This window comes from Streptomyces sp. NPDC088254 (assembly GCF_044740925.1).
Lineage (GTDB): Bacteria > Actinomycetota > Actinomycetes > Streptomycetales > Streptomycetaceae > Streptomyces.
Genome location: NZ_JBIURQ010000013.1, coordinates 17,554 through 41,689, shown reverse-complemented (window position 1 = coordinate 41,689; position 24,136 = coordinate 17,554). Strand labels below are relative to the sequence as shown.

The following is a 24,136-nucleotide window of genomic DNA, read 5'->3' as shown; positions in this document are numbered from 1 at the left end:
GCAACGTGCGGGCGATCACACCGACAGCGAGGTGACGGGGCGCACTACCGCTCAGTACATTCGAAGTAAACCCTCGTTCACTCCTCGGCCCGTGCAGGCCGGTAAGGGGATCGCAGCTCATGACTGGATCGACAGGTTCCAACGGCACGACCTCGGTGATCGTCGCGGGCGCGCGTACGCCCATGGGACGGTTGCTGGGCTCGCTGAAGTCCTTCTCCGGAGCCGACCTCGGCGGCTTCGCCATCAAGGCCGCCCTCGACCGCGCCGGCATCGAAGGCGACCAGGTGCAGTACGTGATCATGGGCCAGGTGCTCCAGGCGGGCGCGGGCCAGATCCCGGCCCGCCAGGCCGCCGTCAAGGCCGGCATCCCGATGAACGTCCCGGCGCTCACCGTCAACAAGGTGTGTCTGTCGGGGCTCGACGCCATCGCGCTCGCCGACCAGTTGATCCGTGCGGGTGAGTTCGACGTGATCGTCGCGGGCGGCCAGGAGTCCATGACCAACGCCCCGCACCTGCTGCCGAAGTCCCGCGAGGGCTTCAAGTACGGTGCGATCGAGATGCTCGACGCGATGGCCTACGACGGGCTGACCGACGCCTTCGAGGGCATCGCCATGGGCGAGTCCACCGAGAAGCACAACACCCGCCTCGGCATCGAGCGTCCCGCGCAGGACGAATTCGCCGCCCTCTCCCACCAGCGCGCCGCGGCCGCCCAGAAGAACGGGCTGTTCGACGCGGAGATCACCCCGGTGCCGATCCCGCAGCGCAAGGGCGAGCCGGTCCTCTTCAGCCACGACGAGGGCATCCGCCCCGAGACCACCGCCGAGTCCCTCGGCAAGCTGCGCCCGGCCTTCGCCAAGGACGGCACGATCACCGCCGGCTCCGCCTCGCAGATCTCCGACGGCGCCGCCGCCGTGGTCGTGATGAGCAAGGCCAAGGCGCAGGAACTGGGCCTGGAGTGGATCGCCGAGATCGGCGCCCACGGCAACGTGGCCGGTCCGGACAACTCGCTGCAGTCCCAGCCGTCCAACGCCATCCTGCACGCCCTGAAGAAGGACGGCCTGGAGGTCGCCGACCTCGACCTCATCGAGATCAACGAGGCCTTCGCCGCCGTCGCCGTCCAGTCAATGGACGACCTCGGCGTTTCCACGGAAAAGGTGAACGTCAACGGCGGCGCCATCGCCCTCGGACACCCGATCGGCATGTCCGGCGCCCGGCTCGTGCTGCACCTCGCCCTGGAGCTGAAGCGGCGCGGCGGCGGCGTCGGCGCGGCCGCGCTGTGCGGCGGCGGCGGCCAGGGCGACGCACTGATCGTGCGGGTGCCCAAGGCCTGAGTTCTCTCCTGTAAGGAACGCGTGAACGGAGCTGTGATGCAGGACGTCTCCTCGCTGGTCGCCCAGGCCAGGGAAGGCCGGCCCCGGGCCGTCGCCCGGCTGATCTCCCTGGTGGAGGGGGCGTCCCCGCAGCTCAGGGAGGTGATGGCGGCGCTGGCCCCGCTGACCGGCAACGCCTACGTCGTCGGCCTCACCGGCTCCCCGGGTGTCGGCAAGTCCACGTCGACCTCCGCGCTGGTCACGGCGTACCGCAAGCAGGGCCGGCGGGTCGGCGTCCTCGCCGTCGACCCGTCCTCGCCCTTCTCCGGCGGCGCCCTGCTCGGCGACCGCGTCCGGATGTCCGACCACGCCTCCGACCCCGGCGTCTACATCCGCTCGATGGCCACGCGCGGCCACCTCGGCGGGCTGGCCTGGGCCGCGCCGCAGGCGATCCGCGTGCTGGACGCGGCCGGCTGCGACGTGGTCCTCGTCGAGACGGTGGGCGTGGGCCAGTCCGAGGTGGAGATCGCCTCCCAGGCGGACACCTCCGTCGTGCTGCTCGCCCCGGGCATGGGCGACGGCATCCAGGCCGCCAAGGCGGGCATCCTGGAGATCGGCGACGTGTACGTCGTCAACAAGGCCGACCGGGACGGCGCCGACGCGACCGCCCGCGAGCTGAACCACATGCTCGGCCTCGGCGAGTCCCGCAGCCCCGGCGACTGGCGCCCGCCGATCGTCAAGACCGTCGCGGCCCGCGCCGAGGGCGTCGACGAGGTCGTGGAGGCGCTGGAGAAGCACCGGGCGTGGATGGAGGAGCGCGGCGTCCTGGCGGAGCGCCGCCGCGCCCGCGCCGCCCACGAGGTCGAGGCCATCGCCGTCACCGCCCTGCGGGAACGGATCGGCGACCTCCACGGCGACCGCCGGCTGAGCGCCCTCGCGGACCGCATCGTCGCCGGCGAACTGGACCCCTACGGCGCGGCGGACGAGCTGGTGGCGGGGCTGACGCAGGGGGAGTGACAGAGCAGCACCCCGGGGTTACGCCGGGGGCGTGCGAGGGCGCGCCGACCGCCGACGGCGGTACGTCAGCCGTCGTCGCCGTCCACCTGGTCGCCGTCCGCCCGGTCGTCCGCGTCGTCGGCGGCGTCGGTCTCGTGGTCCGGCGTGAGCTCCGGGGTCTTCAGGCCCACGGTCCAGTCGTGCTCCTTCGCCGCCGCGTCCGTGGTCTCCACCTCCCAGCCGCCCTGACCGTCCCCGCCGTCGTCGTACAGCTCCACCGAGGTGACGGCCCCCTTGCCGGCGGCGGTCCGCGCGGCGTCGGCGGCGGTGACCCGGGCGTCCTTCAGCAGGGCGCGGGCCTCGCGGACGTCGTCGGCGTCGTCGCCGTCGGTCTCCTTGCCGAGGATCCGGCCGTCGGCGGAGTCCACGAGGACGGTGTGGGCCGTCGTGCCCTGGCCCAGCACGTCGACCTCCCAGCCGCGGTCGGCCCCGTCGTCGGCGAGACCGGCGGAGACCACCGTGCCGGGCTGCGCCTTCAGCGCCGCGGCGATCGCCTGCCCGGCGGTGACCTTCACCCCGTCCGCCGGGGCCTGCGCGCCCCTCACACCGGCGTGCGTGCCGTCCCGCGCGCCGTCGTCCGCGAAGGCGACCGCGGTGCCGCCCCCGATCGCGACGGACGCGGCGACGGCGGCGATGACGAGCTTGCGCTTCATGACGGGTTCCTCCCGAGCTTCAGGCGTGTGTTGTCTGACGGGAACCACCGTCGCCGACCCATGCTGAGGAGAACCTGAAGGCACGTCACCTACCCGGGACTGATGTCCAGGGCTTGCTGCTCGGGGTTCACCGATGGCTTCGGTGGTCCCGGCTGCGTCCAGCTCTCACGCTCGATGGTGTCGCCGGTCAGGCGATGAGAGTGAGGGCGGGCGCCGGTGACTCGGCCCCGCAGACTTCTTTTGCGGATCGGCGCGCAGCTTCCGGTCCGTTTCACGGCGTCGGTTCAGGCGTCGCCCGCTGTGCCGCTTGCCGGTGGAGGTGGTGGCGATGTTGACGATGCCCAGATCCACCCCGACGAAGCCCGCCGGGTGCGCGTTCCCTTCGGCCTCGGCGATGTCGCAGGTCACCAGCAGGTACCACTGCCCGCCCCGGCACAGCAGATCGGACTCGCCTTTGCGGTGCGCGGCCACCACCGCCAGCTGCCCCGGCTCGCCGGTGAACGCGACGCTCTTCGGCAGGCACGGCCCGGCTCCGCCGGGAAGTCACCCGTCCGCTTCGCCTCCCCGCCACCTCCGGCCCGATTCCGCGGTGCTCCGCACCACCAGACGCGACTGCCCCCGCGAGTGAAGGTCTGAGGTTCCTCGCGAGAACAGGCTGAAGGCCGCTTCAGCTCGGGTCTGAAACCCTGACGGGCATGCGCCTGCTCATCATCGAGGACGAGAAGCGACTCGCCCTGTCCCTGGCCAAGGGCCTGACCGCCGAGGGCTACGCCGTGGACGTCGTCCACGACGGCCTGGAGGGCCTGCACCGCGCGAGCGAGTCGCCGTACGACCTCGTCGTCCTCGACATCATGCTGCCCGGCCTGAACGGCTACCGCGTCTGCTCCGCCCTGCGCGCCGCCGGGAACGACGTCCCGATCCTCATGCTCACCGCCAAGGACGGCGAGTACGACGAGGCGGAGGGCCTGGACACCGGCGCGGACGACTACCTCACCAAGCCGTTCTCGTACGTCGTCCTGGTCGCCCGCGTGAAGGCGCTGCTGCGCCGCGGCCAGGGCGCCGGTGCCTCGCCCGTGCACGTCCTCGGCGAGCTGAGGGTGGACACCGCGGCCCGCCGGGTCTTCCTCGGGGAGGACGAGGCGACGCTCACCGCGAAGGAGTTCTCCGTCCTGGAGCAGCTGGTCGTGCGGGCCGGCGCGGTGGTGTCCAAGTCCGAGATCCTCGACCACGTCTGGGACTTCGCGTACGACGGCGACCCCAACATCGTCGAGGTGTACGTCAGCGCGTTGCGCCGCAAGCTGGGCGCCGGTCTGATCCGCACGGTCCGCGGCGCCGGGTACCGGCTGGAGCGGCCGGAACCGCCGTCGGGCCCGTCGGCCCCCGCGGCGCCCGGGGTGCCGGGGGCGCCGGGGGCGCCGGGGGAGGGGCGGTGAGGCGCCGGCTCGGCTCCGTCCGCGCCAGGGCCGCGCTGGGCGCCACGCTCGTCGTCGCCGTGGCCCTGGTCGCCGCCGGGGCGGCGGTCCTGCTCGCGCTGGAGTCCAGCCTGAGCGGCCAGGCCGGCGCCCAGGCGGACCGCGCCGCCCGCGAGGTGGCCGCCGAACTCGCCGCCGGGCACGCCTACGACCGGCTGTCCCTCGACGACGAGGACCGGCCCGTCCAGGTCGTCACCGAGGACGGCACCCTGGTCGCGGCCACGGAGGGCCTGGAGCGGATCAGCGGGACCGGGACGGACGCGGTGCGCCCGGCGCCGGGCGCGGCCCGAGCGACGGCACAGGCGGGCCACGCGGCCCCCACCCCGGACGACGACGATGACGCCGACCGGGGCGCCGACGCGGGCGGCGACGGGGGCGGCGACGCCTCCTCGGTGCCTCGGCCCGGTGAGATCGGCGAGGACACCGCCTTCCGCGACGGCTCCGCCACCGTGGACGGCGACACCGCCGACTACCGCTTCGCCTCGGTCTCCGTCGAGACCGACGACCGGGGCGCCCTGGCCGTGCACGCCGGCGCGCCCCTGTCCAGCGAGCACAGCGCGGTCGGCACCGCACTCACCGTCATGCTGATCGGCTTCCCGCTGCTGCTCGCGGTCGTGGCGGGTGTGACCTGGCTGGTCACCCGGCGGGCGCTGCGGCCGGTCGAGGGGATCCGGCGCGAGATGGCCGCCATCACAGCCTCCGCGGACCTCGCCCGCCGGGTGCCCGAGCCGGACACCCACGACGAGGTCGCCCGGCTCGCCCGTACGACGAACGAGACGTTGACGGCACTTCAGAGGGCGGTGGAGCGCCAGCGCCGGTTCGTCGCCGACGCCTCCCACGAACTGCGCAGCCCCATCGCCTCCTTGCGCACCCAGCTCGAAGTGGGCGCCGCGCACCCCGAGTTGCTGGACGTGCCGGGCGCGGTCGAGGACACCGTACGGCTTCAGGACCTGGCCGCCGACCTGCTGCTGCTCGCCCGGCTGGACGCGGGGGAGCGGCCCGCGGACGCCCGGGTGGACCTGGCGGCGCTGGTGCGTGAGGAGACGGCTCAGCGGGCCGGGGTGAGGGTGGACGCGGAGCCGGTGGAGGTGGCCGGATCGCGGGGGCAGCTGGGGCGGGTGCTGGCCAACCTGCTCGACAACGCGCGGCGGCACGCCCGGGAGAAGGTCACCGTGTCGGTGCGGCGGGAGAACGGGCCGGACGGGCGGTGGGCGCTCGTCGCGGTCGCCGACGACGGGGACGGGGTGTCCGAGGCGGACCGTGAGCGCGTCTTCGAGCGGTTCGTGCGGCTGGACGCGGCCCGCACGCGGGACGAGGGCGGCGCGGGGCTGGGCCTGGCCATCGCCCGTGACGTGGCCGAACGACACGGCGGCACGCTCACGGTCCGGCAGGCGCCGGCAGGCGGAGCCCTGTTCGAGCTCCGCCTGCCGGCCGCCTGAGGCGTGTGGTGCGCGCGGGGCGCTAGGGGCGGCCCCGCTCGCCGCGGAGGTGGTCCGCGACGGGCTTCAGGGCCCGGTCGAGCTCCCCGAGGGCCTCCGGGGGGAGAAGGTCGATGAAGTGCCGCCGTACGGACGCCACGTGGTGGGGCGCCACCTTCCGCATCGTCTCCATGCCGTGCTCGGTGAGCACCGCGTACAGACCGCGGCGGTCGGACTCGCAGTTCTCCCGGCGCACCAGATCGGCGTTCTCCATCCGGGTGATCTGGTGCGACAGGCGGCTCTTCGACTGGAGGGTGGCGGAGGCGAGGTCGCTCATCCGCATCCGTACGTCCTCCGACTCGGAGAGGTTCACCAGGATCTCGTAGTCGTTCATGGTCAGGCCGAACGGCTGCAGGTCCTTTTCGAGCTGGTACGTCAACAGCCTGTTGACCTCCAGGTGGGTGCGCCAGGCGCACTGCTCCGCATCGGTCAGCCAGCGCGTGGCCGTTTCGGTCTCCATAAGTGAAGTCTACCTAAAATGTTGAAAGGTGAACTAGTGAGGGTCGTGTGACGGCGTGCACGCGTTCGACGTCACACTCCGCAGACTACCGCTCACAGCCCGAAGCGACGCTGGAGGTCTCCCAGCTGTCCGGGAAGGCGCGGTACCCCGGGCTGGCCGCCCTGAGGACCGCCGTGCCCGCCCGCGTGGCCCCCGCCGGGGACCCCCGGCTCGTGCGGAACCGCACCCGTGGCCTGCTCCGCCATGAGGGTCTCCGACGACTGGAGCAGCACCGTCCCGGCGCCCACGAACTCGAACTGGTGCTCCTCCCCGGACGCCCCGCCGAGGCCCGTCAGTGCACGTAGACCGCCCATCACGCCGGTCATGTACCCGTGGTCGTAGTGGTGGCAGGGCGAGGGGCAGTCGGCCCAGCCGACGAGCGCCTGGGGGTCCACCCGGATGGGCGGTTCCATGAACACCACCGGTCCGTTCGACGCGGCCACGAACTTTCCGGTTCCGATCAATGTGAGGAAGCCCGGCACGATCGACTGCTTCAGCGACAGACTTGGCTGAAAAGCGAGCAGATTGCCCGCGCGAATGGTCAGATTGCCGTTGTCCAGGTCGTAGGAGTTCACATCGAAGGCCCGGTCGGCCAGCAGCATCTTGCCCGAGCCCTGCGCCACGACCCAGTCGCTCGCGTGCAGAGGTGAATGGAACGAGGTCCGCACCAGACGGTCCAGTCCGCCGTGCCCGACGCCGTTGAACTCCATCGAGCCGTAGTAGGCGATCATCTTCCCCTTCTGCAGGAACCACTGGCTCCCCTTGAGCTCCACGCAGAAGGTGTACGCGTTGACGTTGTCGTCGACGGGCAGCGTCATCGGGTCGAGGACCACGGGGCCCGCCCCGTGAGGACCCGCGCCGGGGTAGGCGGTCACAGCTTCTCCTCCGATGCCTGCACGTACACCGCGCCGTTGCCGCTCAGCTCCAGCTGGAACGCCTCGCCCGAGCCCCGGCCCACCATGTCCCGCCAGCCCAACGCCGTCGACAGCTTGTTGCGCACGTCGCCGTGGTGGGCGACGTAGGCCTGCGGGTCGACGTGCACCGGGCGCTGCGGGGTGATGGGGACCTCGAAGACCCCGCCGTGCGCCATCACGGCCACCGAGCCGTGGCCCTTGAGGGTCGTGGTGAACAGGCCCTGTCCGCTGACCTGGCCGCGCACCATGCCCATGACGCCGCCCTGCGAGCCCATGAACATCGTGCCCTGCTGGAGCGTGCCCTCGAAGGCGAGCAGGCGGTCCGCCTCCACGTACAGGGTGTCGCCGGTGAGGTTGATGACCTGGACGTGGTGGCCGCCGTGGCCGAACAGGACCGTGCCGCTGCCCTCCACCGACATCAGCGGGGTGTCCTCGTTCGCCAGCCGGCGCCCGAGCATCGACATCACCCCGCCCTGCCCGCCCTGCATGTTGGGCGTGAAGGACACCTCGCCCTTGTAGGCGAGCATCGCGCCGCGCTGACTGAACAGCCGCTGCCCCGGCAGCACCGTCGCCTCGACCATTTTGGAGTTGATCTCACGGAAGGGCATGTCACACGTCCCCCGCGATCGTGTTCCGCTCGCTCGGCTGCACGTACACGAGCCCGTCCCCCTCGAACCGGATCTGGAACGCCTCACCGCCGCCCTCGCCGAGGAACGTGCGGAACGTCACCCCGGACTGGAAGGACTGCCGTACGTCGCCCTGATGCGCGACGTACGCGCCCGGGTCGACGGTCAGCGGGTACTGGGGGCTGACCCGCAGCACCACCGCCGGACCGTCCGAGGTGATCGCCGCCTGCCCGTGCCCCTCGACGGTCGTCGTGAACAGGCCGTTGCCCTGGGACGCGCCGCGCAGCCCGGTGAAGCTCGTGCCCGTCCGCAGTCCCCCGTCCGTCGCGAGCAGGTTGCTCGACTCGACGTACAGCTTGTCGCCGTTGAGTCGCACGAGGTTGATCTCCGACGCGCGGTCGGCGAACCAGCACGTGCCCTGCCCCCTCACCTCCATCACCGTCATCTGCTCGCCGGTGAGCCTGCGGGTCACCATCCCCCGGAGTCCCTCGCCGCCACCGCTCATCTTCTTGAAGGCCATCTGTCCGTCGTACGCGACCATGGAGCCGTTCTTCGCCTTCACGGCGTCCCCGGTCATGTCGACGGCGAGCACCTTGCTGCCCTGAAGTCGAAACATCGCCACGCAGCGAAGGTAGCCTCCCGAAGCCCGGGCCGACAGGTCCCGAGGGCGGAGATCATCCCTGAACGTCCCCCTAAGGGATGCGCGCGGGGTTTCCCCCGACGGTCCGTCCGGGACCCCGCTCCCGCCTCGCCCCTCGCGTTTGTCACAATGGACGAGCGCTTGTGCGTACGTTCACAAGCGTCCCCGATTCCCGACGCGACCCCACCGAAGGTGACCCGTGGACCTCAAGACAGCCTCCGCCCTGCGCCGACTGCGCCTGGTCTCCGCGCCCGAGGCCATCTCCTTCCTGCTGCTGCTCGTGTGCTCGGTGCTGAAGCGGACCACGGAGTTCAACGCGGTGCCCGTCATGGGCATGGTTCACGGCGTGCTGTTCGTCCTGTACGTGATCTTCTGGGCGGACGCCTGGAACCGCGCGAAGTGGTCCGTCGGTACCGCCGCCGTCTATTTCGTCCTGTCCGTCCTGCCCACCGGCGGCTTCTTCGCGGAGCGCAAGCTGCGCCGCGAGGCCGAGGACGCGGTCATCGCCTCCCGCGCCCGGCGTGAGGGCGTGGTGGAGGCGTCGTGATCGTCGCCTTCTCCGTCACCCCGCTCGGCGTGGGCGAGGAGGTCGGCGAGTACGTCGCCGACGCCGTCCGGGTGGTTCGCGAGTCGGGTCTGCCCAACCGTACGGACGCCATGTTCACGTCCGTCGAGGGCGAGTGGGACGAGGTCATGGACGTCGTCCGGCGTGCCGTCGCCGCCGTCGAGGAGCGGGCGCCGCGCGTCTCCCTGGTCCTCAAGGCGGACATCCGCCCCGGGGTGACGGACGGGCTGACGTCCAAGGTGGAAACGGTGGAGCGGCATCTGACCCACCCGGGGGAGCGACGCCAGCCGGAGGAGTGACGTTTCTCCGCGATCCGCCGGGCCGGGGGCCCCGATCGTTGCCCCGATCGGCCCGGCCGCGTACACCCTTCCGCTCACCGCCGCCACCGGACAGCGCCGCAGCGGCCGACGTCGCAGCCGGTCGGCCCCGCTGCCCGCCCCGCCCACAAGTCGCCGTGCACCCGTCCGAGCGATCGCTCGAACGGGTGACATATAGATGGTTTTCAGCTCGCTTCGGACGGCTAACCTCTCCGGGAATCGATCAAGTTCCGCCCGCGTGGCGGACCTTCGGGCGGAGGCGAAGTGACAGGTCGTCACGGGCCGCAACTGGTGGGGCGCATCAGCGCGGCGCTGGTTCTCGCGGTCTCGGGAGCGGTGGTGAGCGCCGGGGACACACCCCCGCGCGCGAGCGACCGGTGCGTGCTCGCCGACGGGGTGTTGACCGTCGACGACCTGCCCGCCGGCTCCTCCGTGCTGGACTGCGACGCGGTCGGACGTCTCGTCACCCACGAGGGCGCCGGCGTCACCGTCCCCGAACCGGGCACCAAGGTCGGCGTGGACGCTCTGACGACGGACGGCTCACGCCACGGCTTCACCCTGGAGGTCGCAGCCGACGGGACGGTGTCGTACGACCTGTCGGCCCACGGCGAGGCCGGGGAGCGCGGCCTGTCCGCCTCCGCCCGGCCGGGCAAGCGACCCCCCGCCTCCGCCCGCGCCGCGTGCGCCGACAGCGCCTACGCCGTCGCCGACCACAAGGAGTACGGCACCTACGACTGGTGGATCGGCGACGGCCCCCTGCCCGGCGGTCTCACCCCCGCCCAGGCCCGCCGGGCCTTCGAGGACTCCATCAGCACGATCACCGGCACCCGCAACGACTGCGGCTACGGCGACGCGGTCGCGGCGCGCTCCAAGTACTGGACGGTGACCCACCACGAGGCCGACATCGACCCCCAGGCCCGCTGCACCGCGCGCGACGGGGTGAGCGTCTGGGACGCGGGCGACCTCACCAGCGGAGTCGTCGCCACCACCTGCTCCTGGAGCCGCCCGGTGCCCCGCGGCCCGGACTGGCTGAAGGAGGCCGACGTCCGCTTCAACACCGGCGACTACGTCTTCACCGACAACCCCGGCGGCGACTGCTCCAACGCCTACGACATCCGCAGCGTCGCCACGCACGAGGCGGGACACGTCTTCGGCCTGGCCCACGTCGGCCCCGGGCACGAGGGGCAGACCATGTTCACCAACTCCTTCGCGTGCAGCACGGGCGCCCGCACCCTCGGCCGGGGGGACGTCCTCGGCCTGCGCGCCCTGTACTGAGCGGCAGCGGCCGACCGCGTTCACGCACCGCCCGACGTCAGGGCCATCCCGAGCGGCGTCCGCTCGTACAGCACCTGGTGGCCGTACCGGCGGGAGACCAGCAGACCGGCGTCGCGCAGGACCGTCAGCTGGGCGGAGACCGAGGACGGTGCGAGGCCTAGGCGGTGGGCGAGCGCGGTCGTGGTCGCCGGGTCGTCGAGCGCGGCGAGGACGGCGGCCCGGCCCCGCCCGAGGAGCCGTACGAGCGCGTCGGGGGAGCGGCCGGCGGGGTCGGCCCACAGGCCGGCGATGCCGCGCGCCGGGTAGACCAGGGTCGGTTGCCAGGGCGGGTCGAAGGAGCTGACCACGTCCGGCCACACGAACACGCTGGGCATCAGCACCAGCCCCCGCCCGCCCAGATGCCGCTCGTACTCGCCGTCGGACGCCACGGTGAGGGTGCCGGACCGCCAGCCGCACCGCCGGTGGATCTCCGGCAGCAGCCCGCCGAGACCGACCTCGGCGAGCCGCCGCGAGTGGAAGGTGACGTCCGCCTCCAGCAGGGCCCGCAGCCGGGGCCAGTCCGGCGCGAGGAGGGTGTGCCAGACCTGTTCCAGAAGGTCGGCGAGGTCCCGGATCATCCGTTCGGGGTCGGCGAGCCAGGCACGGGCCAGCGGATGCTCCAGCGCGCCCGGGGTGTCCGCGAGCGAGCGGGCCGAATCCTCGCGCGCGGCCCCCGGGTCCGCCGCGCGGACCTGCGCGATCTCCTCCTCGAAGGTGGCCGTCGGGCCGGCCGGCGGCGGGCTCAGCCAGTCGGGGGAGTGACCGCGGCGGGGCATCAGCAGCCACAGCCCGGTCAGGTCGATCCCCTCGGCCGCCTCCCGGATCCGGCGCAGCCAGGGCGCGTGGTACCCGTGCCGGTCGGGCCGCTTCAGGGTGCGCACGGCGTCCTGCGTCTCCCACAGCGGGGACACCGCGAAGCGGCAGCGCAGGAAGTCGTCCTCCCCGAAGTGCAGTCGTGACGGCACAGGCGCCCCCCTCGAAGATTCGGCTGTCGCCGAAACTCTAGGCCGCCGCACGCGGCACGGGCACGCTGCCGCCCATGCCCGAACAGCTCACGGCCGTCGCCGCACGGCCCCCCGGCTACGCCCGGGTCCTCGCCGTGCGCGAGTTCCGCGCCGTCTTCGCCGCCCATCTGCTGTCCCTGCTCGGCGTGGTCGTCGCCGAGATCGCCCTCTCCGTCCTCGTCTACGACCTGACCGGCTCGCCCCTGATGAGCGCGCTCTCCTTCTCCCTGGGCTTCCTGCCGTACGTCGTCGGCGGCACCCTGCTCGCCGGGATCGCCGACCGCTACCCGGCCCGCCGGGTCCTCGTGGTGTGCGACCTGGTGTGCGCGGCGTGCGTCGCGCCGATGGCCGCCCCGGGCGCGCCCCTCGCCGCTCTCCTCGGCCTGCGCTGCTGCCTCGCCGTCGTCTCGCCCGTGTTCGCCGGGACCCGGATGGCCACGCTCGCCGACGTCCTCGGCGACGGCGACCTGTTCGTCCTGGGCCGCTCCCTGCTGAGGATCACCTCGCAGAGCGCCCTCCTCGCCGGCTTCGGCCTCGGCGGACTGCTGCTCACCGTGGTCTCCCCGCGCCGGGCGCTGCTGGTCACCGCCGGCACCTTCCTCGCCTCCGCCGCCCTGCTGCGCCTGGGCACCCGCCGCAGGCCCGCCCGGACCCGGCCGGACGGCGCCCTCGTCACGGACTCCCTCAAAGGCGCCCGGCGGATCCTCGCCGACCGCCGGGTGCGCGTCCTGATGCTGCTGTTCTGGGTGCCGCCGATGTTCACGGTCGCACCGGAGGCGCTGGCCGCGCCGTACGCCGACCAACTCGGTGCGGGACCGGTCGGCCTCGGCCTGCTGATGTGCGCGCTGCCCGTCGGGACCATCGCCGGCGAGCTGTACGCGGGGGCGCGCCTGCGGCCGGCGACCCGTGAGCGGATCGTCCTCCCCCTGGTCTGTCTCACCCTTCTGCCGTACCTGGGCTTCGCCCTGGCCCCGGGTCTGCCCCTCTCCCTCCTGCTGACGGCGCTCACCGGAGCCGGGTCGGCGTACACCCTCGGCCTCGACCAGTGGCTGGTGCGGGCGGTGCCGGAGGAGCTGCGGGGGCGGGCCATGACGCTGCTGACCGCCGGGCTGATGACGGTGCAGGGCGTCGGGATGGCGCTCGCGGGAGTGGTGGCCGAGTGCGCGGGGGTGACGGCGGCGGTCACCGGCGCGGGCGCGCTCGGGGCGGTGTGCTGCGCCGCGCTGGCGTGGGAGGCACGGCGTGCCGCGGCGGCGGACCTCCCGGCCCTGGCCTCCGGCGTACCGGAGGCCCGGGAGACCGAGGGCCGAGACGGGGCTGACCGCCATATGACCGACGGGTAGGGTCTGGTGCCGTGCCGAAGCCGCTCAGCCTCCCCTTCGACCCCATCGCCCGCGCGGACGAGCTCTGGAAGCAGCGCTGGGGAAACGTGCCGTCCATGGCCGCGATCACCTCCGTCATGCGCGCCCACCAGATCCTGCTCGCCGAGGTGGACGCGGTGGTCAAGCCGTACGGGCTGACCTTCGCGCGGTACGAGGCGCTGGTGCTGCTCACCTTCTCGAAAGAGGGCGAGCTGCCCATGTCGAAGATCGGCGAGCGGCTGATGGTCCACCCCACGTCGGTCACGAACACCGTGGACCGCCTGGTCAGATCGGGTCTGGTGGCCAAGCGCCCCAACCCCAACGACGGCCGCGGCACCCTCGCCTCCATCACCGCCAAGGGCCGCGAGGTCGTCGACGCCGCCACCCACGACCTGATGGCGATGGACTTCGGCCTCGGCGTCTACGACGCGGAGGAATGCGCCGAGATCTTCGCCCTCCTACGGCCCCTGCGGATCGCGGCCCACGACTTCGACGAGGAATGAGGGTTCCCGGTCAACCATCGGAGCGAAAGCCACGGCAGGGTGATTTCATCTCGGTCCGCCCAGCTGGAACGTTCAGCCCGCCCCTTCGCACTGCCAAGCTGGCACCCCACTGAATCCGGACGAGCAGCTTCCGGATCGTGAACGCGGAGGCCTGCCTTGTCGTCTGTGCGGAGTGTCGTGCGCAATCTGCTGACCGTCGGAACCATGGTGACGCTCGGCGCCGCCGTGACCGTGGTCACCACCCCATCGGCGTATGCCGGTGCCACGGGTACCACGGCGATCGGCAGCTTCGACTACGACCTGCACGGAGCCGGCATCAAGGTGCCCACCGGCTGTTTCCTCACTCACTCGGTCCACGGCTCGGGCAAACGCATCACCGGTCAGCTCGCGGGGGTGGACTGCGTCGGCATCGCGGCCACCTTCGCCAGGTTCTGCAACTGGAGGATCGACTTCACCTACGCGGACCTCTCCAACCGGACGTACAAGACCTCGCGCGGCAAGACGCACGCGGAGTGCAAGGGTGACCCACTGCGCCGTAACGCGGCGCAGACGCTGCCGAAGTACGGGAAGGCATGCGCGCGCTTCTATGTGAATGGCGAGCAGCGGGCGGCGCAGTGTCACTTCATCACGAAGTGAGTCAAGCCGGGTTCCGGTCCCTGGTCAGGCCGCCGCGGGGTTGGGTGCGCTCTCCTGCGTGATGAGCGGCTGCACCTCGCGGCTCACCTTCCGCTCCACGAAGAAGGCAGCCGTCGGAATGGTGCCGGCGAGCAGGACCCAGGCAAGGCGGCCCAGGGGCATCTTCGCCTTCGTGCCGAGATCGAAGGCGAAGACGAGATAGACCACGTACAGCCAGCCGTGGGCGATGCCGACCACCGAGACGAAGCCGTCGAATCCGTCCAGCCCCAGCAGTCGCTTTCCGATCACGCCGATCGTGAGCAGAACGAGCAGGACGGCGGTCACGTAGGCCATCACCCGGTAGCGGGTCAGGACGCTCTTCTTCATGGCGTCGAGCGTAACGGGTGGTTTGCCGTCGACATTTACTAGGACGTCCTAGTAAATTCGAAGCATGGACGCTGACGCCATCGAGGAAGGCCGCCGACGCTGGCAGGCCCGCTACGACGCCTCGCGCAAGCGGGAGGCCGACTTCACCACGCTCTCCGGCGATCCCGTGGAGCCCGTGTACGGGCCGCGGCCCGGTGACGCCTACGCCGGGTTCGAACGGATCGGGTGGCCCGGGGAGTACCCCTTCACCCGAGGGCTGTACCCCACCGGGTACCGCGGGCGGACGTGGACCATCCGGCAGTTCGCCGGGTTCGGCAACGCCGAGCAGACCAACGAGCGCTACAAGATGATCCTCGCCAACGGCGGCGGGGGCCTCTCGGTCGCCTTCGACATGCCGACCCTCATGGGCCGCGACTCCGACGACCGGCGCTCGCTCGGCGAGGTCGGGCACTGCGGGGTTGCCATCGACTCCGCCGCCGACATGGAGGTGCTGTTCAAGGACATCCCCCTCGGGGACGTCACCACCTCCATGACGATCAGCGGGCCCGCCGTCCCCGTCTTCTGCATGTACCTGGTCGCCGCCGAGCGGCAGGGCGTCGACCCGTCCGTCCTGAACGGCACGCTCCAGACCGACATCTTCAAGGAGTACATCGCGCAGAAGGAGTGGCTCTTCCCGCCCGAGCCGCACCTGCGCCTCATCGGCGACCTGATGGAGTACTGCGCGTCGGGCATCCCCGCCTACAAGCCGCTGTCCGTCTCCGGCTACCACATCCGCGAGGCCGGAGCGACGGCCGCGCAGGAACTGGCGTACACGCTCGCCGACGGCTTCGGCTACGTCGAGCTCGGACTCAGCCGCGGGCTCGACGTCGACGTCTTCGCCCCGGGCCTGTCCTTCTTCTTCGACGCCCACGTCGACTTCTTCGAGGAGATCGCCAAGTTCCGCGCCGCACGCCGGATCTGGGCCCGCTGGATGCGGGACGTCTACGGCGCGAAGAGCGAGAAGGCGCAGTGGCTGCGCTTCCACACCCAGACCGCCGGCGTCTCCCTGACGGCCCAGCAGCCGTACAACAACGTCGTGCGCACGGCGGTGGAGGCGCTCGCCGCGGTGCTCGGCGGCACCAACTCGCTGCACACCAACGCCCTTGACGAGACCCTCGCGCTGCCGAGCGAGCAGGCCGCGGAGATCGCCCTGCGCACGCAGCAGGTCCTGATGGAGGAGACCGGCGTCGCCAACGTCGCGGACCCGCTGGGCGGTTCGTGGTACGTCGAGCAGCTGACCGACCGGATCGAGGCCGACGCCGAGGCGATCTTCGAGCGGATCAAGGAGCGGGGCCTGCGGGCCCACCCCGACGGGCGGCACCCCATCGGCCCGATGACGTCCGGCATCCTGCGCGGCATCGAGGACGGGTGGTTCACCGGGGAGATCGCCGAGTCCGCCTTCCGCTACCAGCAGGCGCTGGAGAAGGGGGAGAAGCGGGTCGTCGGCGTCAACGCCCACACCGGCTCGGTGACCGGGGACCTGGAGATCCTGCGCGTCAGCCACGAGGTGGAACGGGAGCAGGTGCGGGTGCTCGCCCAGCGCCGCACCACGCGGGACGACGCCGCCGTGCGCGACGCCCTCGACAAGATGCTCGCGGCGGCCCGGAACGGCGGCAACATGATCGCCCCGATGCTCGACGCGGTACGCGCGGAGGCGACGCTGGGCGAGATCTGCGACGTGCTGCGCGAGGAGTGGGGGGTGTACACCGAGCCCGCCGGGTTCTGACGCGGGAGACGGGGGCGTACGCCCGGCGGTCGCCCCCGCCGCCCCTGCCCGTCCTCACACGCCGGACGGGCTGGAAGCGGACGTCAGTCCCAGCAGCAGGACCCTCGTGAAGCTCCGCACCCACTCCTCGTCCGCCGGTTCGTCGCTCACGAGGGTGCGGTGCACCACCGCGCCCGCCACCACGTCGAAGATGAGGTCCACCGTGCGGGCCGCTTCCAGCGGGTCCGTCTCCGGGGGAAGTTCGCCGCGTCTCTGGGCACGCGCCCGGCCCTCCAGGACCAGGTCCTTCTGCGGGTCCACGATCGAGGAGCGGACACGGGCGCGCAACGCCTCGTCACGGGTGGACTCCGCCACCACCGCCATCAGGCCGCTCCTGGCCTCCGGGCGGGCCAGGATCGCCGCGAACTGCAGGACCACGCCCTCGATGTCGGCGGCCAGACTGCCGCGGTCGGGGAGCCGCAGCTCGCCGAAGAGCTCCGCCACCGCGTCGACGACCAGTTCGTTCTTGCCGGACCAGCGGCGGTAGAGCGTCGTCTTGGCGACCCCGGCCCGGGTCGCCACGTCCCCCAACGTCAGTTTGGACCAGCCCAGTTCGACCAGCGCCGCCCGGGTCGCGGCGAGGATCGCTGCGTCCGCGGCCGCGCTGCGCGGCCGGCCCGCACGGCCGGCGGGGGAACGACTCTGCATGCTTCGACCATAACGGCCACTTTCCGTGCCGCTCCCAGTGAGGGAGATCACCGGAAAGCGACCCCCGCGCCGGCCCCATGGGCATTACGCTACGACCCGTAGCGAAAGCTCGTGGTGGACGTCCGCGAGCCGAGATCACGCGGCGCGTGGGGTGGGGACCCCGGCGCATTCGCGGATCGTTTTCACGCACGCGCGGGAACGGGGGAGGATAGACGCATGCAGCCACGGAACATGTCCATGAGCGGAGTCGTCGACCTCGCCGCGGTGAAGGCGGCCCAGGAGGCCAAGGCGAAGGCGGAGCAGGTGCGCGCCGAAGCCGCCCGGCAGGGCGGGACGGGGGCGGTGTCCCCCGCGGAGCTCGTCATCGACGTCGATGAGGCGGGGTTCGAGCGCGACGTCATCCAACGGTCCGCCGAGGTGCCCGTCGTCATCGACTTCTGGGCCGAGTGGTGCCAGCCCTGCAAGCAGCTGAGCCCCGTCCTGGAGCGGCTCGCCGCCGAGTACGCCGGGCGCTTCCTGCTCGCCAAGATCGACGTCGACGCCAACCAGATGCTGATGCAGCAGTTCGGGGTGCAGGGCATCCCGGCCGTCTTCGCCGTCGTCGCGGGGCAGGCGCTGCCGCTCTTCCAGGGGGCCGCCCCGGAGGCTCAGATCCGCCAGACGCTCGACCAGTTGGTGGCCGTCGCCGAGGAGCGCTTCGGTCTCACCGGCCTGACCGTCGACCCCGACGCCCGGCCCGGCGAGCCCACCGAGGCCACCGAGGCGCCGGCCGGTCCGTACGACGCCCTGCTGGAGGCCGCCGTACAGGCCCTGGACGCGGGCGACTTGGGCGGCGCGGTGCGCGCCTACCAGAACGTGCTGGCCGACGACCCGGGCAACACCGAGGCCAAGCTCGGTCTCGCGCAGGCCGAGTTGCTCCAGCGCGTGCAGGGCATGGACCCGCAGGCGGTGCGCAAGGAGGCCGCCGAGAAGCCGCAGGACGCGACGGCCCAGATCGCCGCGGCCGACCTGGATCTGGTGGGCGGTCATGTCGACGACGCGTTCGGCCGGCTCATCGACACCGTGCGGCGCACGGCCGGTGAGGAGCGGGACGCCGTACGGCTGAGGCTGCTGGAGCTGTTCGAGGTCGTGGGCCCCGAGGACCCGCGGGTGGCGACGGCGCGCAGGGCTCTGGCGCGCGCCCTGTTCTGAGCCCCGCCGGGCCCCGGTGCTGATCAGCCGCTAAACGCCGGGGCCTGTGGTGCCGGAGTGAAAATTCTGGCGACTGGATGCCCCTACGGCCGCGTTTTACCAAATCTTGGTAATCGTGGCAGCTGTTACTGCGAGTAAAGCAGGGGCGCGGATCTGTCGGATTCTGTCCAGCGATCAATAGTTTTGTCCTGGGCATGATTGCCACCCAGCGTCGTTGGCCGAGACCTGTGGGTCGTTGTTCGGTTATCCGGCCGTTACTAGCCGGTAACGAACCCCCTTGTGCGGGCGGCCAGAATGCACCACGATCGGCCACGCTCGGTCCAATTCCGTACCCCGACAGCCGGTTGGGTCGACGGGTCCCCTGGGTCCCCACCGAGCAGGGCCGGCGACAGTGGCGTCGGCCCTTGGACAGGGGGGTCTTCGCCGCTCGGTGAAGCCTGTCCAGCAGGGTTGTGCGTGATGCGTGTCAGGCGCGACCGATGTGTCGCTCGGGGGTGATCGCCGGTGATTCGGAGCGCGGTTCGCGCCTTTCGGGTTCGGGCGCTCCCCTTCCCGAGGACGTAGTGCTTCTCCCATCCCTGCCCGGCCGAGCCGCCGCCTCGGAGGCGAGCCGGAGCCAGGAGATGTACGTCCGAGAAGGAGGAAATATGGAGTCCCAGGTGCGTGGCGGGACCAGATGGAAGCGGTTCGCTGTGGTCATGGTGCCCAGCGTCGCCGCGGCAGCGTGTGTGGGCGTCGGCCTGGCGCAGGGCGCACTCGCGGCCTCGTTCAGCGTCTCCGGTCAGCAGTTCAAGGTCTCGGCCGAGACCCTGCACGGTGACGGATTCGCCCAGTACGGCGGCATCGACAACGTCTACACCGCGGTCGACGGCAAGACCAAGACGCAGGTTCCGGTCGCGGTCTCCTCGTTCGAGACCGCGAAGATCACGAACATGTGCCAGTCGGTCAAGACGACGATCCCGGTGCTCAACAAGACGTTCTACCTGCGTCTCGACGCGGGCAAGGACCCCAAGAAGCCGGTCACGGCCGAGAACCTCTACATCGACGTCGCGCAGCTCGACGCCGACGCGACGTTCAACCAGATCGACATCGGTGTCGCGGTCAAGGACAAGACCCGTGGCCCCGCCGTCAAGGAGGGCGAGAGCGTACTGCCGGGCGGCTTCGCCCAGCAGGCGAAGTCGGCCGACCTCTCGAACGTCGAGCAGACGGCGTGGGCGACCACCGCCGGAACGTTCAAGCTCAGCGGGCTGTCGATGCGTCTCGGCGCCGACCCCAAGATGGAGTGCTTCTGACGGCTCGCGCCGCAGGGGTGATCTTGGCAGGCTGAGCCGCCAGGACGGGGCGGAGGAGCGCTCGCTCCTCCGCCCCGCGCCCCCACCCGGCACCGAGCGCCGGGCATCCCCACCCCACAGACTCTCCGGCTTCTCCACGTCACGGCCGAGCCGGTATGTACCCAACCCGGACCCAGGGAGCTGTTTTCCATGAGTGCCGAGACTCCGGGCCAGAGCACCGGGACTTTCACCCGGCTGCGTCTGCGGTTCCGTGACTGGCGGGGCAACCGGCCCTTCTGGGCGGGCCTGTTCACCTTGCTCGGCGGTCTGCCGATCGCCTACTTCCCCTACGCCACGCTCAAGCTGGGCACCATGTCGCTCACCATGGCGACCACCGCCGGCGCCGGTTCGCTGATCATCGGTGTGCTGCTGGTCACCCTGGGCCTGACCATGTGGTTCCAGCAGGCCACCCGCGTCTTCGCCGGCATCGCCGCGATCCTGCTCGCGCTGGTCTCCCTCGTGGTCTCCAACATCGGCGGCTTCATCATCGGCTTCCTGCTGGCGCTGATCGGCGGAGCCCTCGCCCTCTCCTGGGCGCCCGGAAACCCGGCCCCCCAGGGCGCGGAGCCCCAGAACCTCCCGCCCGCCCCGACCCAGGACGGCGCCCCCGCGCCCGGCCCGTACCCCGTCGCCGGGGAGCAGGGCCCGTCGTACACGCTGCACAAGCAGGCGGACGGCGGCACGTCCCAGCCCGTCCAGGCGGACGAGCCGAACGGAGTGCACCGTGTCGGCTGACGAGGTCCTCGGCGACGGCTCGGTCCTGCCGGACCGGTCGGGCGGGGCACGCCACGCAGCGCCGAAGAAGCCGCTGTTCACCCGGCTGCACATGCCGGCCGGCAAGGCGATAGCCATGGCCGCGATGCCCACGGCGGTGCTCATGGGCATGGGCTTCACGCCGACGCTCGCCGTCGCCGACGACCAGCCGACGTCGAACAGCCAGCTCGCCGACGACTACAAGGACTGCCTCACGGCCCTGGAGAGCGCCTCCGCCTCTCCCTCGGCCTCGCCGTCCCCGTCGGCCTCCGAGGGCGACTCCAAGAGCGACGCCAAGGACAAGGACTCCAAGGGCGACGCGTCGGACTCCGGCTCCGAGAAGTCCGGCGGGGCGAAGAACCCGTCGAGCTCGAAGGGATCCAAGGGCTCCTCCTCGGGCGGTTCCTCCTCGTCGGATTCAGGTTCCGACGAGGGCCCCGCGCCGGCCCCGGCCCCGTCCGCGTCGGCCTCCGCGCAGGAGCCGTCCTCCGGCGGGACCGAGACCGAGAGCCCGGCGCCGGCCGAGACCGAGAAGACAGACAAGAACGTCCTGGAGACCATCGGCGACGCCGTCAAGGACGTCTTCGACGGCGGCGGCCTCGGCGGCTCCGCCACGACGGACGACGCGAGCCCCTCACCGTCGGCCTCCCCCTCCGCCACGGACTCCGGAGCCAAGTCGGGCGCCTCGGGCTCCTCCGCGGGCACCGGCAAGAGCTCCGGCACGGCCGCCGAGGACACCTCCGACGCCGTCACCGACACGGCGAAGGACACCACGCAGACGGCGGGCGACAAGGCCGGCGAGACGGCCGAGCAAGCCGGCGAGAAGACGGACGAGGCGGCCTCCGACGCCAAGGACGCCGCCGACGCCTCCCCCTCGCCCTCCGCCTCCGCGTCTCCGAGCCCGTCCGCGAGCTCCACCGTGAAGCCCGAGGACTGCGCCGCCGCCACCGACAAGGAGAGCGGTGTCGACAACAAGGTCCTCCTGGCGGACGACCCCTGGTACCTCAACGCCAGCGCGCTGCTGCTGAAGAGCGCCGACTACCAGGGCATCGTCGAGGTGAAGACGGCGAACGGGACCAAGAAGAAGGTCCTGAAGTACGTCATCTCCGGCGGCACCGAGATCGACGACCTGCACCAGACCGTGGACGACAAGCAGAAGGGCGTGACCTACCACGTCCAGGCCGGCGCCGGCACCAAGTCCAAGATCACCGGCGGCGACACGATCATGTACACCGAGAGCATCTCGGGCAACCTGTTCGGCCTGCTCCCGGTCACGTTCAGCCCGCAGAACCCCCCGCCGCTGAACATTCCCCTGATCTACTTCACCAAGGTCAAGGTGGTCCAGGCCGGCCAGTTCGGCGGCAATCTGCACATCCCCGGCATGCAGGTCTACACCAGCAAGCTGGCCGGCTGACCTTCACTTCCCTTCGAGAGCCGCTCAAGCGCCGCAGCCCGGGTCCCCCGTCATATGGGGACCCGGGCTGCAGCCTTACGGCGTCAGTGGGACACGTACATCGGCATGGACGGCGAGGCGATCAAATGGTGTTGGGGTGACCGTGTGCTTCGACGGCCTTGACCGGCTCGACCTGGACGGCCACGTGCGGCGCTGGTCCGAGCCGGCGGCGACCGACGGTGAGGTGAGCCAGTGGATCGCCGCAGCTCAGCAGTTCGCGGCCAGGGTCCGAGAAGATGCGTCCACGCTCTCCGACGAGCGGTGGCGCGCGGTCGGGGAAGCTTGGACGTCGCTGCTGACGCGCGCCGAGCGTTCCACCGGGCCCCAGCGGGGCGAGTGGTTGCTGCGTGACTTGCAGCTGCGGTCCTGGCTGCTGGAGCGGACAGGGCCGCGCAAGGGCGTTCCTCTGCTCGATCCGCAGATCGTGCTCGAAAGCGCGCTGGCCGCCATGCCGCTGTCCCCGGATGAGGCCGTCCGCTGCGCCGGGCACTGGCGGGAACTGGACCGCGAGCAGATCCTGGCACTCCGGATGATCCGGCGACTGCTCGCCCCCGTACGGGGGTTGGCGCCGCTCCTGGCGGAGCATCCCCGCTGGGCGGAGGTCCAGGTGTGGGAGCGGCCGGCCCCGGACCTGCCGTAGCCGTGAGAACGCCAGAGGGCGCCCCCGTCCCGGGGGCGCCCTCAGTGGCTGAAGTGCTGGGGCGTCAGTCGCGGGCGCCCTGGCCCAGGTGGTGGACTCGGACCATGTTCGTCGTGCCCGGGACGCCGGGCGGGGAGCCGGCGGTGATGACCACGATCTCGCCCGCGTTGAAGCGGTTGAGCTTGATGATCTCCTGGTCGACCAGTTCGACCATCTCGTCCGTGCTGTTCACGAACGGCACGATGTGCGACTCGACGCCCCAGCTCAGCGCCAGCTGGTTGCGGGTGCCCTCGTCGGTGGTGAAGGCGATGATCGGCTGGGCCGCGCGGTAGCGGGAGAGGCGGCGGGCCGTGTCGCCGGACTGGGTGAAGGCCACCAGCCCCCGGCCGCCGAGGAAGTCGGCGATCTCGCACGCGGCGCGCGCGATCGAACCGCCCTGCGTGCGCGGCTTCTTGCCCGGTACCAGCGGCTGCAGGCCCTTGCTCAGCAGCTCCGTCTCCGCCGCGGCGACGATCTTCGACATCGTCTTCACGGTCTCGATCGGGTACGCGCCGACCGAGGACTCCGCCGACAGCATGACCGCGTCCGCGCCGTCCAGGATCGCGTTGGCGACGTCGGAGGCCTCCGCGCGGGTCGGACGGGAGTTGGTGATCATCGACTCCATCATCTGGGTCGCCACGATCACCGGCTTGGCGTTGCGCCGGCACAGCTCGATCAGGCGCTTCTGCACCATGGGGACCTTCTCGAGCGGGTACTCGACGGCCAGGTCGCCACGGGCGACCATCACACCGTCGAACGCCATCACGACGTCCTCCATGTTCTCCACCGCCTGCGGCTTCTCCACCTTGGCGATGACGGGGACCCGGCGGCCCTCCTCGTCCATGACGCGGTGGACGTCGGAGACGTCCTTGGCGTCCCGCACGAAGGACAGCGCGACCAGGTCGCAGCCCATGCGCAGCGCGAAGCGGAGGTCCTCGATGTCCTTCTCGCTCAGCGCGGGCACGTTGACGGCCGCGCCGGGCAGGTTGATGCCCTTGTGGTCGGAGATGACACCGCCCTCGATGACGATCGTCCGCACCCGGGGACCGTCGACGTCCAGCACCTTCAGCTCGACGTTGCCGTCGTTGATGAGGATCTGGTCGCCGCGCGAGACATCGCCGGGCAGGCCCTTGTAGGTGGTGCCGGAGATCGTCTTGTCGCCGGGCACGTCCTCGGTGGTGATGGTGAACTCGTCACCGCGGACCAGCTCCACCGGACCCTCGGCGAAGGTCTCCAGGCGGATCTTGGGGCCCTGGAGGTCGGCGAGGACACCGATGGCCCGGCCGGTCTCCTTGGACGCGGCCCGGACCCGGTCGTACCGGCCCTGGTGCTCGGCGTGCGTGCCATGGCTGAAGTTGAAGCGGGCCACGTTCATGCCGGCCTCGATCAGCGCGACGAGCTGCTCGTGGGAGTCGACCGCGGGGCCGAGAGTACAGACGATTTTCGAACGGCGCATGGGGCGATCCTAACGGTTTGTTTCGCTCCGGAATATTCCGTCTGGCGGAAGATACAAATGGGCGGGAAGCCGCTCAGTTGCCGAGCGGCGGGGCCGCATTTCGACGA

At 71.5% G+C, this 24,136-nt stretch carries 25 protein-coding genes and 1 pseudogene; 16 read left to right on the top strand and 10 right to left on the bottom strand.

The features are described from left to right. Positions 1 to 119: 119 nt before the first annotated feature. Both ACIOC0_RS32790 and meaB read left to right on the top strand, forming a co-directional pair. Positions 120 to 1,331 carry an acetyl-CoA C-acetyltransferase gene (locus ACIOC0_RS32790; protein ID WP_351338433.1) on the top strand — a complete coding sequence of 404 codons (1,212 nt, stop codon included), beginning with the start codon at positions 120 to 122 and terminating at the stop codon, positions 1,329 to 1,331. A gap of 36 nt (positions 1,332 to 1,367) precedes the next feature. Continuing rightward, positions 1,368 to 2,327 (top strand): methylmalonyl Co-A mutase-associated GTPase MeaB, encoded by a 960-nt coding sequence (gene meaB, locus ACIOC0_RS32785; protein WP_402159673.1) that lies wholly within the window; start codon positions 1,368 to 1,370, stop codon positions 2,325 to 2,327. Between the two features lie 65 nt (positions 2,328 to 2,392). On the opposite strand, the gene ACIOC0_RS32780 is transcribed toward meaB, so the two are convergent. Together ACIOC0_RS32780 and ACIOC0_RS32775 are read right to left on the bottom strand one after the other, a co-directional pair. Next, a complete protein-coding gene (locus ACIOC0_RS32780; RefSeq protein ID WP_402159373.1) occupies positions 2,393 to 3,019 on the bottom strand; it encodes a PepSY domain-containing protein in 627 nt (208 codons plus the stop codon). 165 nt (positions 3,020 to 3,184) lie between these two features. Further along, the gene (locus ACIOC0_RS32775; RefSeq protein ID WP_402159372.1) at positions 3,185 to 3,493 is read right to left on the bottom strand and encodes a hypothetical protein; all 309 of its coding nucleotides are present in this window, start codon (positions 3,491 to 3,493) and stop codon (positions 3,185 to 3,187) included. Between the two features lie 221 nt (positions 3,494 to 3,714). Here ACIOC0_RS32775 and ACIOC0_RS32770 point away from each other — a divergent pair. Together ACIOC0_RS32770 and ACIOC0_RS32765 are read left to right on the top strand one after the other, a co-directional pair. Then, positions 3,715 to 4,368, top strand: a pseudogene (locus tag ACIOC0_RS32770) (response regulator transcription factor); the annotation flags it as partial. An 80-nt stretch (positions 4,369 to 4,448) separates the two neighbouring features. Further along, positions 4,449 to 5,930 carry a sensor histidine kinase gene (locus ACIOC0_RS32765; RefSeq protein ID WP_402159371.1) on the top strand — a complete coding sequence of 494 codons (1,482 nt, stop codon included), beginning with the start codon at positions 4,449 to 4,451 and terminating at the stop codon, positions 5,928 to 5,930. 22 nt (positions 5,931 to 5,952) lie between these two features. Here ACIOC0_RS32765 and ACIOC0_RS32760 read toward each other — a convergent pair whose 3' ends face one another. From ACIOC0_RS32760 to ACIOC0_RS32745, 4 genes are all read right to left on the bottom strand, one after another. Then, positions 5,953 to 6,429, bottom strand: coding sequence for a MarR family winged helix-turn-helix transcriptional regulator (locus ACIOC0_RS32760; protein ID WP_130443414.1), 477 nt, complete (start codon positions 6,427 to 6,429; stop codon positions 5,953 to 5,955). Positions 6,430 to 6,521: 92 nt separating this feature from the next. Further along, entirely contained in the window at positions 6,522 to 7,286 is a 765-nt protein-coding gene (locus ACIOC0_RS32755) for an AIM24 family protein (protein WP_402159671.1), read from the bottom strand. Between the two features lie 53 nt (positions 7,287 to 7,339). Next, on the bottom strand, positions 7,340 to 7,990 hold the full coding sequence (locus tag ACIOC0_RS32750) for an AIM24 family protein (protein WP_351099554.1): 651 nt from the start codon (positions 7,988 to 7,990) through the stop codon (positions 7,340 to 7,342). 1 nt (position 7,991) lies between these two features. Next, positions 7,992 to 8,624 carry an AIM24 family protein gene (locus ACIOC0_RS32745; RefSeq protein WP_130443530.1) on the bottom strand — a complete coding sequence of 211 codons (633 nt, stop codon included), beginning with the start codon at positions 8,622 to 8,624 and terminating at the stop codon, positions 7,992 to 7,994. A 223-nt stretch (positions 8,625 to 8,847) separates the two neighbouring features. Here ACIOC0_RS32745 and ACIOC0_RS32740 point away from each other — a divergent pair, with 223 nt between their 5' ends. The 3 genes from ACIOC0_RS32740 to ACIOC0_RS32730 all read left to right on the top strand — a co-directional run bounded on the left by ACIOC0_RS32740 (position 8,848) and on the right by ACIOC0_RS32730 (position 10,805). After that, positions 8,848 to 9,195 carry a DUF3817 domain-containing protein gene (locus ACIOC0_RS32740; protein WP_352249206.1) on the top strand — a complete coding sequence of 116 codons (348 nt, stop codon included), beginning with the start codon at positions 8,848 to 8,850 and terminating at the stop codon, positions 9,193 to 9,195. After that, positions 9,192 to 9,512: an MTH1187 family thiamine-binding protein gene (locus tag ACIOC0_RS32735; RefSeq protein ID WP_402159370.1), complete on the top strand. Its 321-nt coding sequence runs from the start codon at positions 9,192 to 9,194 to the stop codon at positions 9,510 to 9,512. Before ACIOC0_RS32740 ends, ACIOC0_RS32735 begins: the two co-directional genes overlap by 4 nt. Positions 9,513 to 9,794: 282 nt before the next feature. After that, on the top strand, positions 9,795 to 10,805 hold the full coding sequence (locus tag ACIOC0_RS32730) for a matrixin family metalloprotease (protein ID WP_402159369.1): 1,011 nt from the start codon (positions 9,795 to 9,797) through the stop codon (positions 10,803 to 10,805). Positions 10,806 to 10,825: 20 nt separating this feature from the next. Here the strand turns inward: ACIOC0_RS32730 and ACIOC0_RS32725 are convergent, their stop codons facing one another. Beyond that, positions 10,826 to 11,809 carry a DUF5937 family protein gene (locus ACIOC0_RS32725; protein ID WP_402159368.1) on the bottom strand — a complete coding sequence of 328 codons (984 nt, stop codon included), beginning with the start codon at positions 11,807 to 11,809 and terminating at the stop codon, positions 10,826 to 10,828. 74 nt (positions 11,810 to 11,883) lie between these two features. On the opposite strand from ACIOC0_RS32725, the gene ACIOC0_RS32720 reads away from it, so the two are divergent. The 3 genes from ACIOC0_RS32720 to ACIOC0_RS32710 all read left to right on the top strand — a co-directional run bounded on the left by ACIOC0_RS32720 (position 11,884) and on the right by ACIOC0_RS32710 (position 14,348). Then, positions 11,884 to 13,191: an MFS transporter gene (locus tag ACIOC0_RS32720; protein ID WP_402159367.1), complete on the top strand. Its 1,308-nt coding sequence runs from the start codon at positions 11,884 to 11,886 to the stop codon at positions 13,189 to 13,191. Positions 13,192 to 13,202: 11 nt separating this feature from the next. Next, complete coding sequence (locus tag ACIOC0_RS32715; protein ID WP_402159366.1) at positions 13,203 to 13,712, top strand: MarR family winged helix-turn-helix transcriptional regulator; 510 nt, start codon at positions 13,203 to 13,205, stop codon at positions 13,710 to 13,712. Between the two features lie 204 nt (positions 13,713 to 13,916). Beyond that, complete coding sequence (locus ACIOC0_RS32710; protein ID WP_402159365.1) at positions 13,917 to 14,348, top strand: hypothetical protein; 432 nt, start codon at positions 13,917 to 13,919, stop codon at positions 14,346 to 14,348. A 24-nt stretch (positions 14,349 to 14,372) separates the two neighbouring features. Here the strand turns inward: ACIOC0_RS32710 and ACIOC0_RS32705 are convergent, their stop codons facing one another. Further along, positions 14,373 to 14,714, bottom strand: a complete 342-nt coding sequence (locus ACIOC0_RS32705; protein WP_402159364.1) for a DUF3817 domain-containing protein — start codon at positions 14,712 to 14,714, stop codon at positions 14,373 to 14,375. Between the two features lie 64 nt (positions 14,715 to 14,778). On the opposite strand from ACIOC0_RS32705, the gene ACIOC0_RS32700 reads away from it, so the two are divergent. Next, positions 14,779 to 16,479, top strand: a complete 1,701-nt coding sequence (locus ACIOC0_RS32700; RefSeq protein WP_402159363.1) for a methylmalonyl-CoA mutase — start codon at positions 14,779 to 14,781, stop codon at positions 16,477 to 16,479. Positions 16,480 to 16,533: 54 nt separating this feature from the next. Here ACIOC0_RS32700 and ACIOC0_RS32695 read toward each other — a convergent pair whose 3' ends face one another. Continuing rightward, positions 16,534 to 17,166, bottom strand: coding sequence for a TetR/AcrR family transcriptional regulator (locus ACIOC0_RS32695; protein WP_352249188.1), 633 nt, complete (start codon positions 17,164 to 17,166; stop codon positions 16,534 to 16,536). A gap of 216 nt (positions 17,167 to 17,382) precedes the next feature. Between ACIOC0_RS32695 and ACIOC0_RS32690 the strand changes: the two genes are divergently transcribed. The 5 genes from ACIOC0_RS32690 (at position 17,383) to ACIOC0_RS32670 (ending at position 22,534) form a co-directional block, all read left to right on the top strand. Then, positions 17,383 to 18,357, top strand: coding sequence for a tetratricopeptide repeat protein (locus tag ACIOC0_RS32690; protein WP_402159362.1), 975 nt, complete (start codon positions 17,383 to 17,385; stop codon positions 18,355 to 18,357). Between the two features lie 647 nt (positions 18,358 to 19,004). Then, entirely contained in the window at positions 19,005 to 19,649 is a 645-nt protein-coding gene (locus ACIOC0_RS32685; RefSeq protein WP_402159361.1) for a DUF6230 family protein, read from the top strand. Between the two features lie 189 nt (positions 19,650 to 19,838). Further along, positions 19,839 to 20,423 carry a DUF6114 domain-containing protein gene (locus tag ACIOC0_RS32680; RefSeq protein ID WP_351099587.1) on the top strand — a complete coding sequence of 195 codons (585 nt, stop codon included), beginning with the start codon at positions 19,839 to 19,841 and terminating at the stop codon, positions 20,421 to 20,423. Beyond that, positions 20,413 to 21,855 carry a hypothetical protein gene (locus ACIOC0_RS32675; RefSeq protein ID WP_402159360.1) on the top strand — a complete coding sequence of 481 codons (1,443 nt, stop codon included), beginning with the start codon at positions 20,413 to 20,415 and terminating at the stop codon, positions 21,853 to 21,855. Before ACIOC0_RS32680 ends, ACIOC0_RS32675 begins: the two co-directional genes overlap by 11 nt. 136 nt (positions 21,856 to 21,991) lie before the next feature. Beyond that, positions 21,992 to 22,534 (top strand): hypothetical protein, encoded by a 543-nt coding sequence (locus ACIOC0_RS32670; RefSeq protein ID WP_402159359.1) that lies wholly within the window; start codon positions 21,992 to 21,994, stop codon positions 22,532 to 22,534. Positions 22,535 to 22,598: 64 nt separating this feature from the next. Here the strand turns inward: ACIOC0_RS32670 and pyk are convergent, their stop codons facing one another. After that, positions 22,599 to 24,029, bottom strand: coding sequence for a pyruvate kinase (pyk, locus tag ACIOC0_RS32665; protein WP_402159358.1), 1,431 nt, complete (start codon positions 24,027 to 24,029; stop codon positions 22,599 to 22,601). Between the last annotated feature and the right edge of the window lie 107 nt (positions 24,030 to 24,136).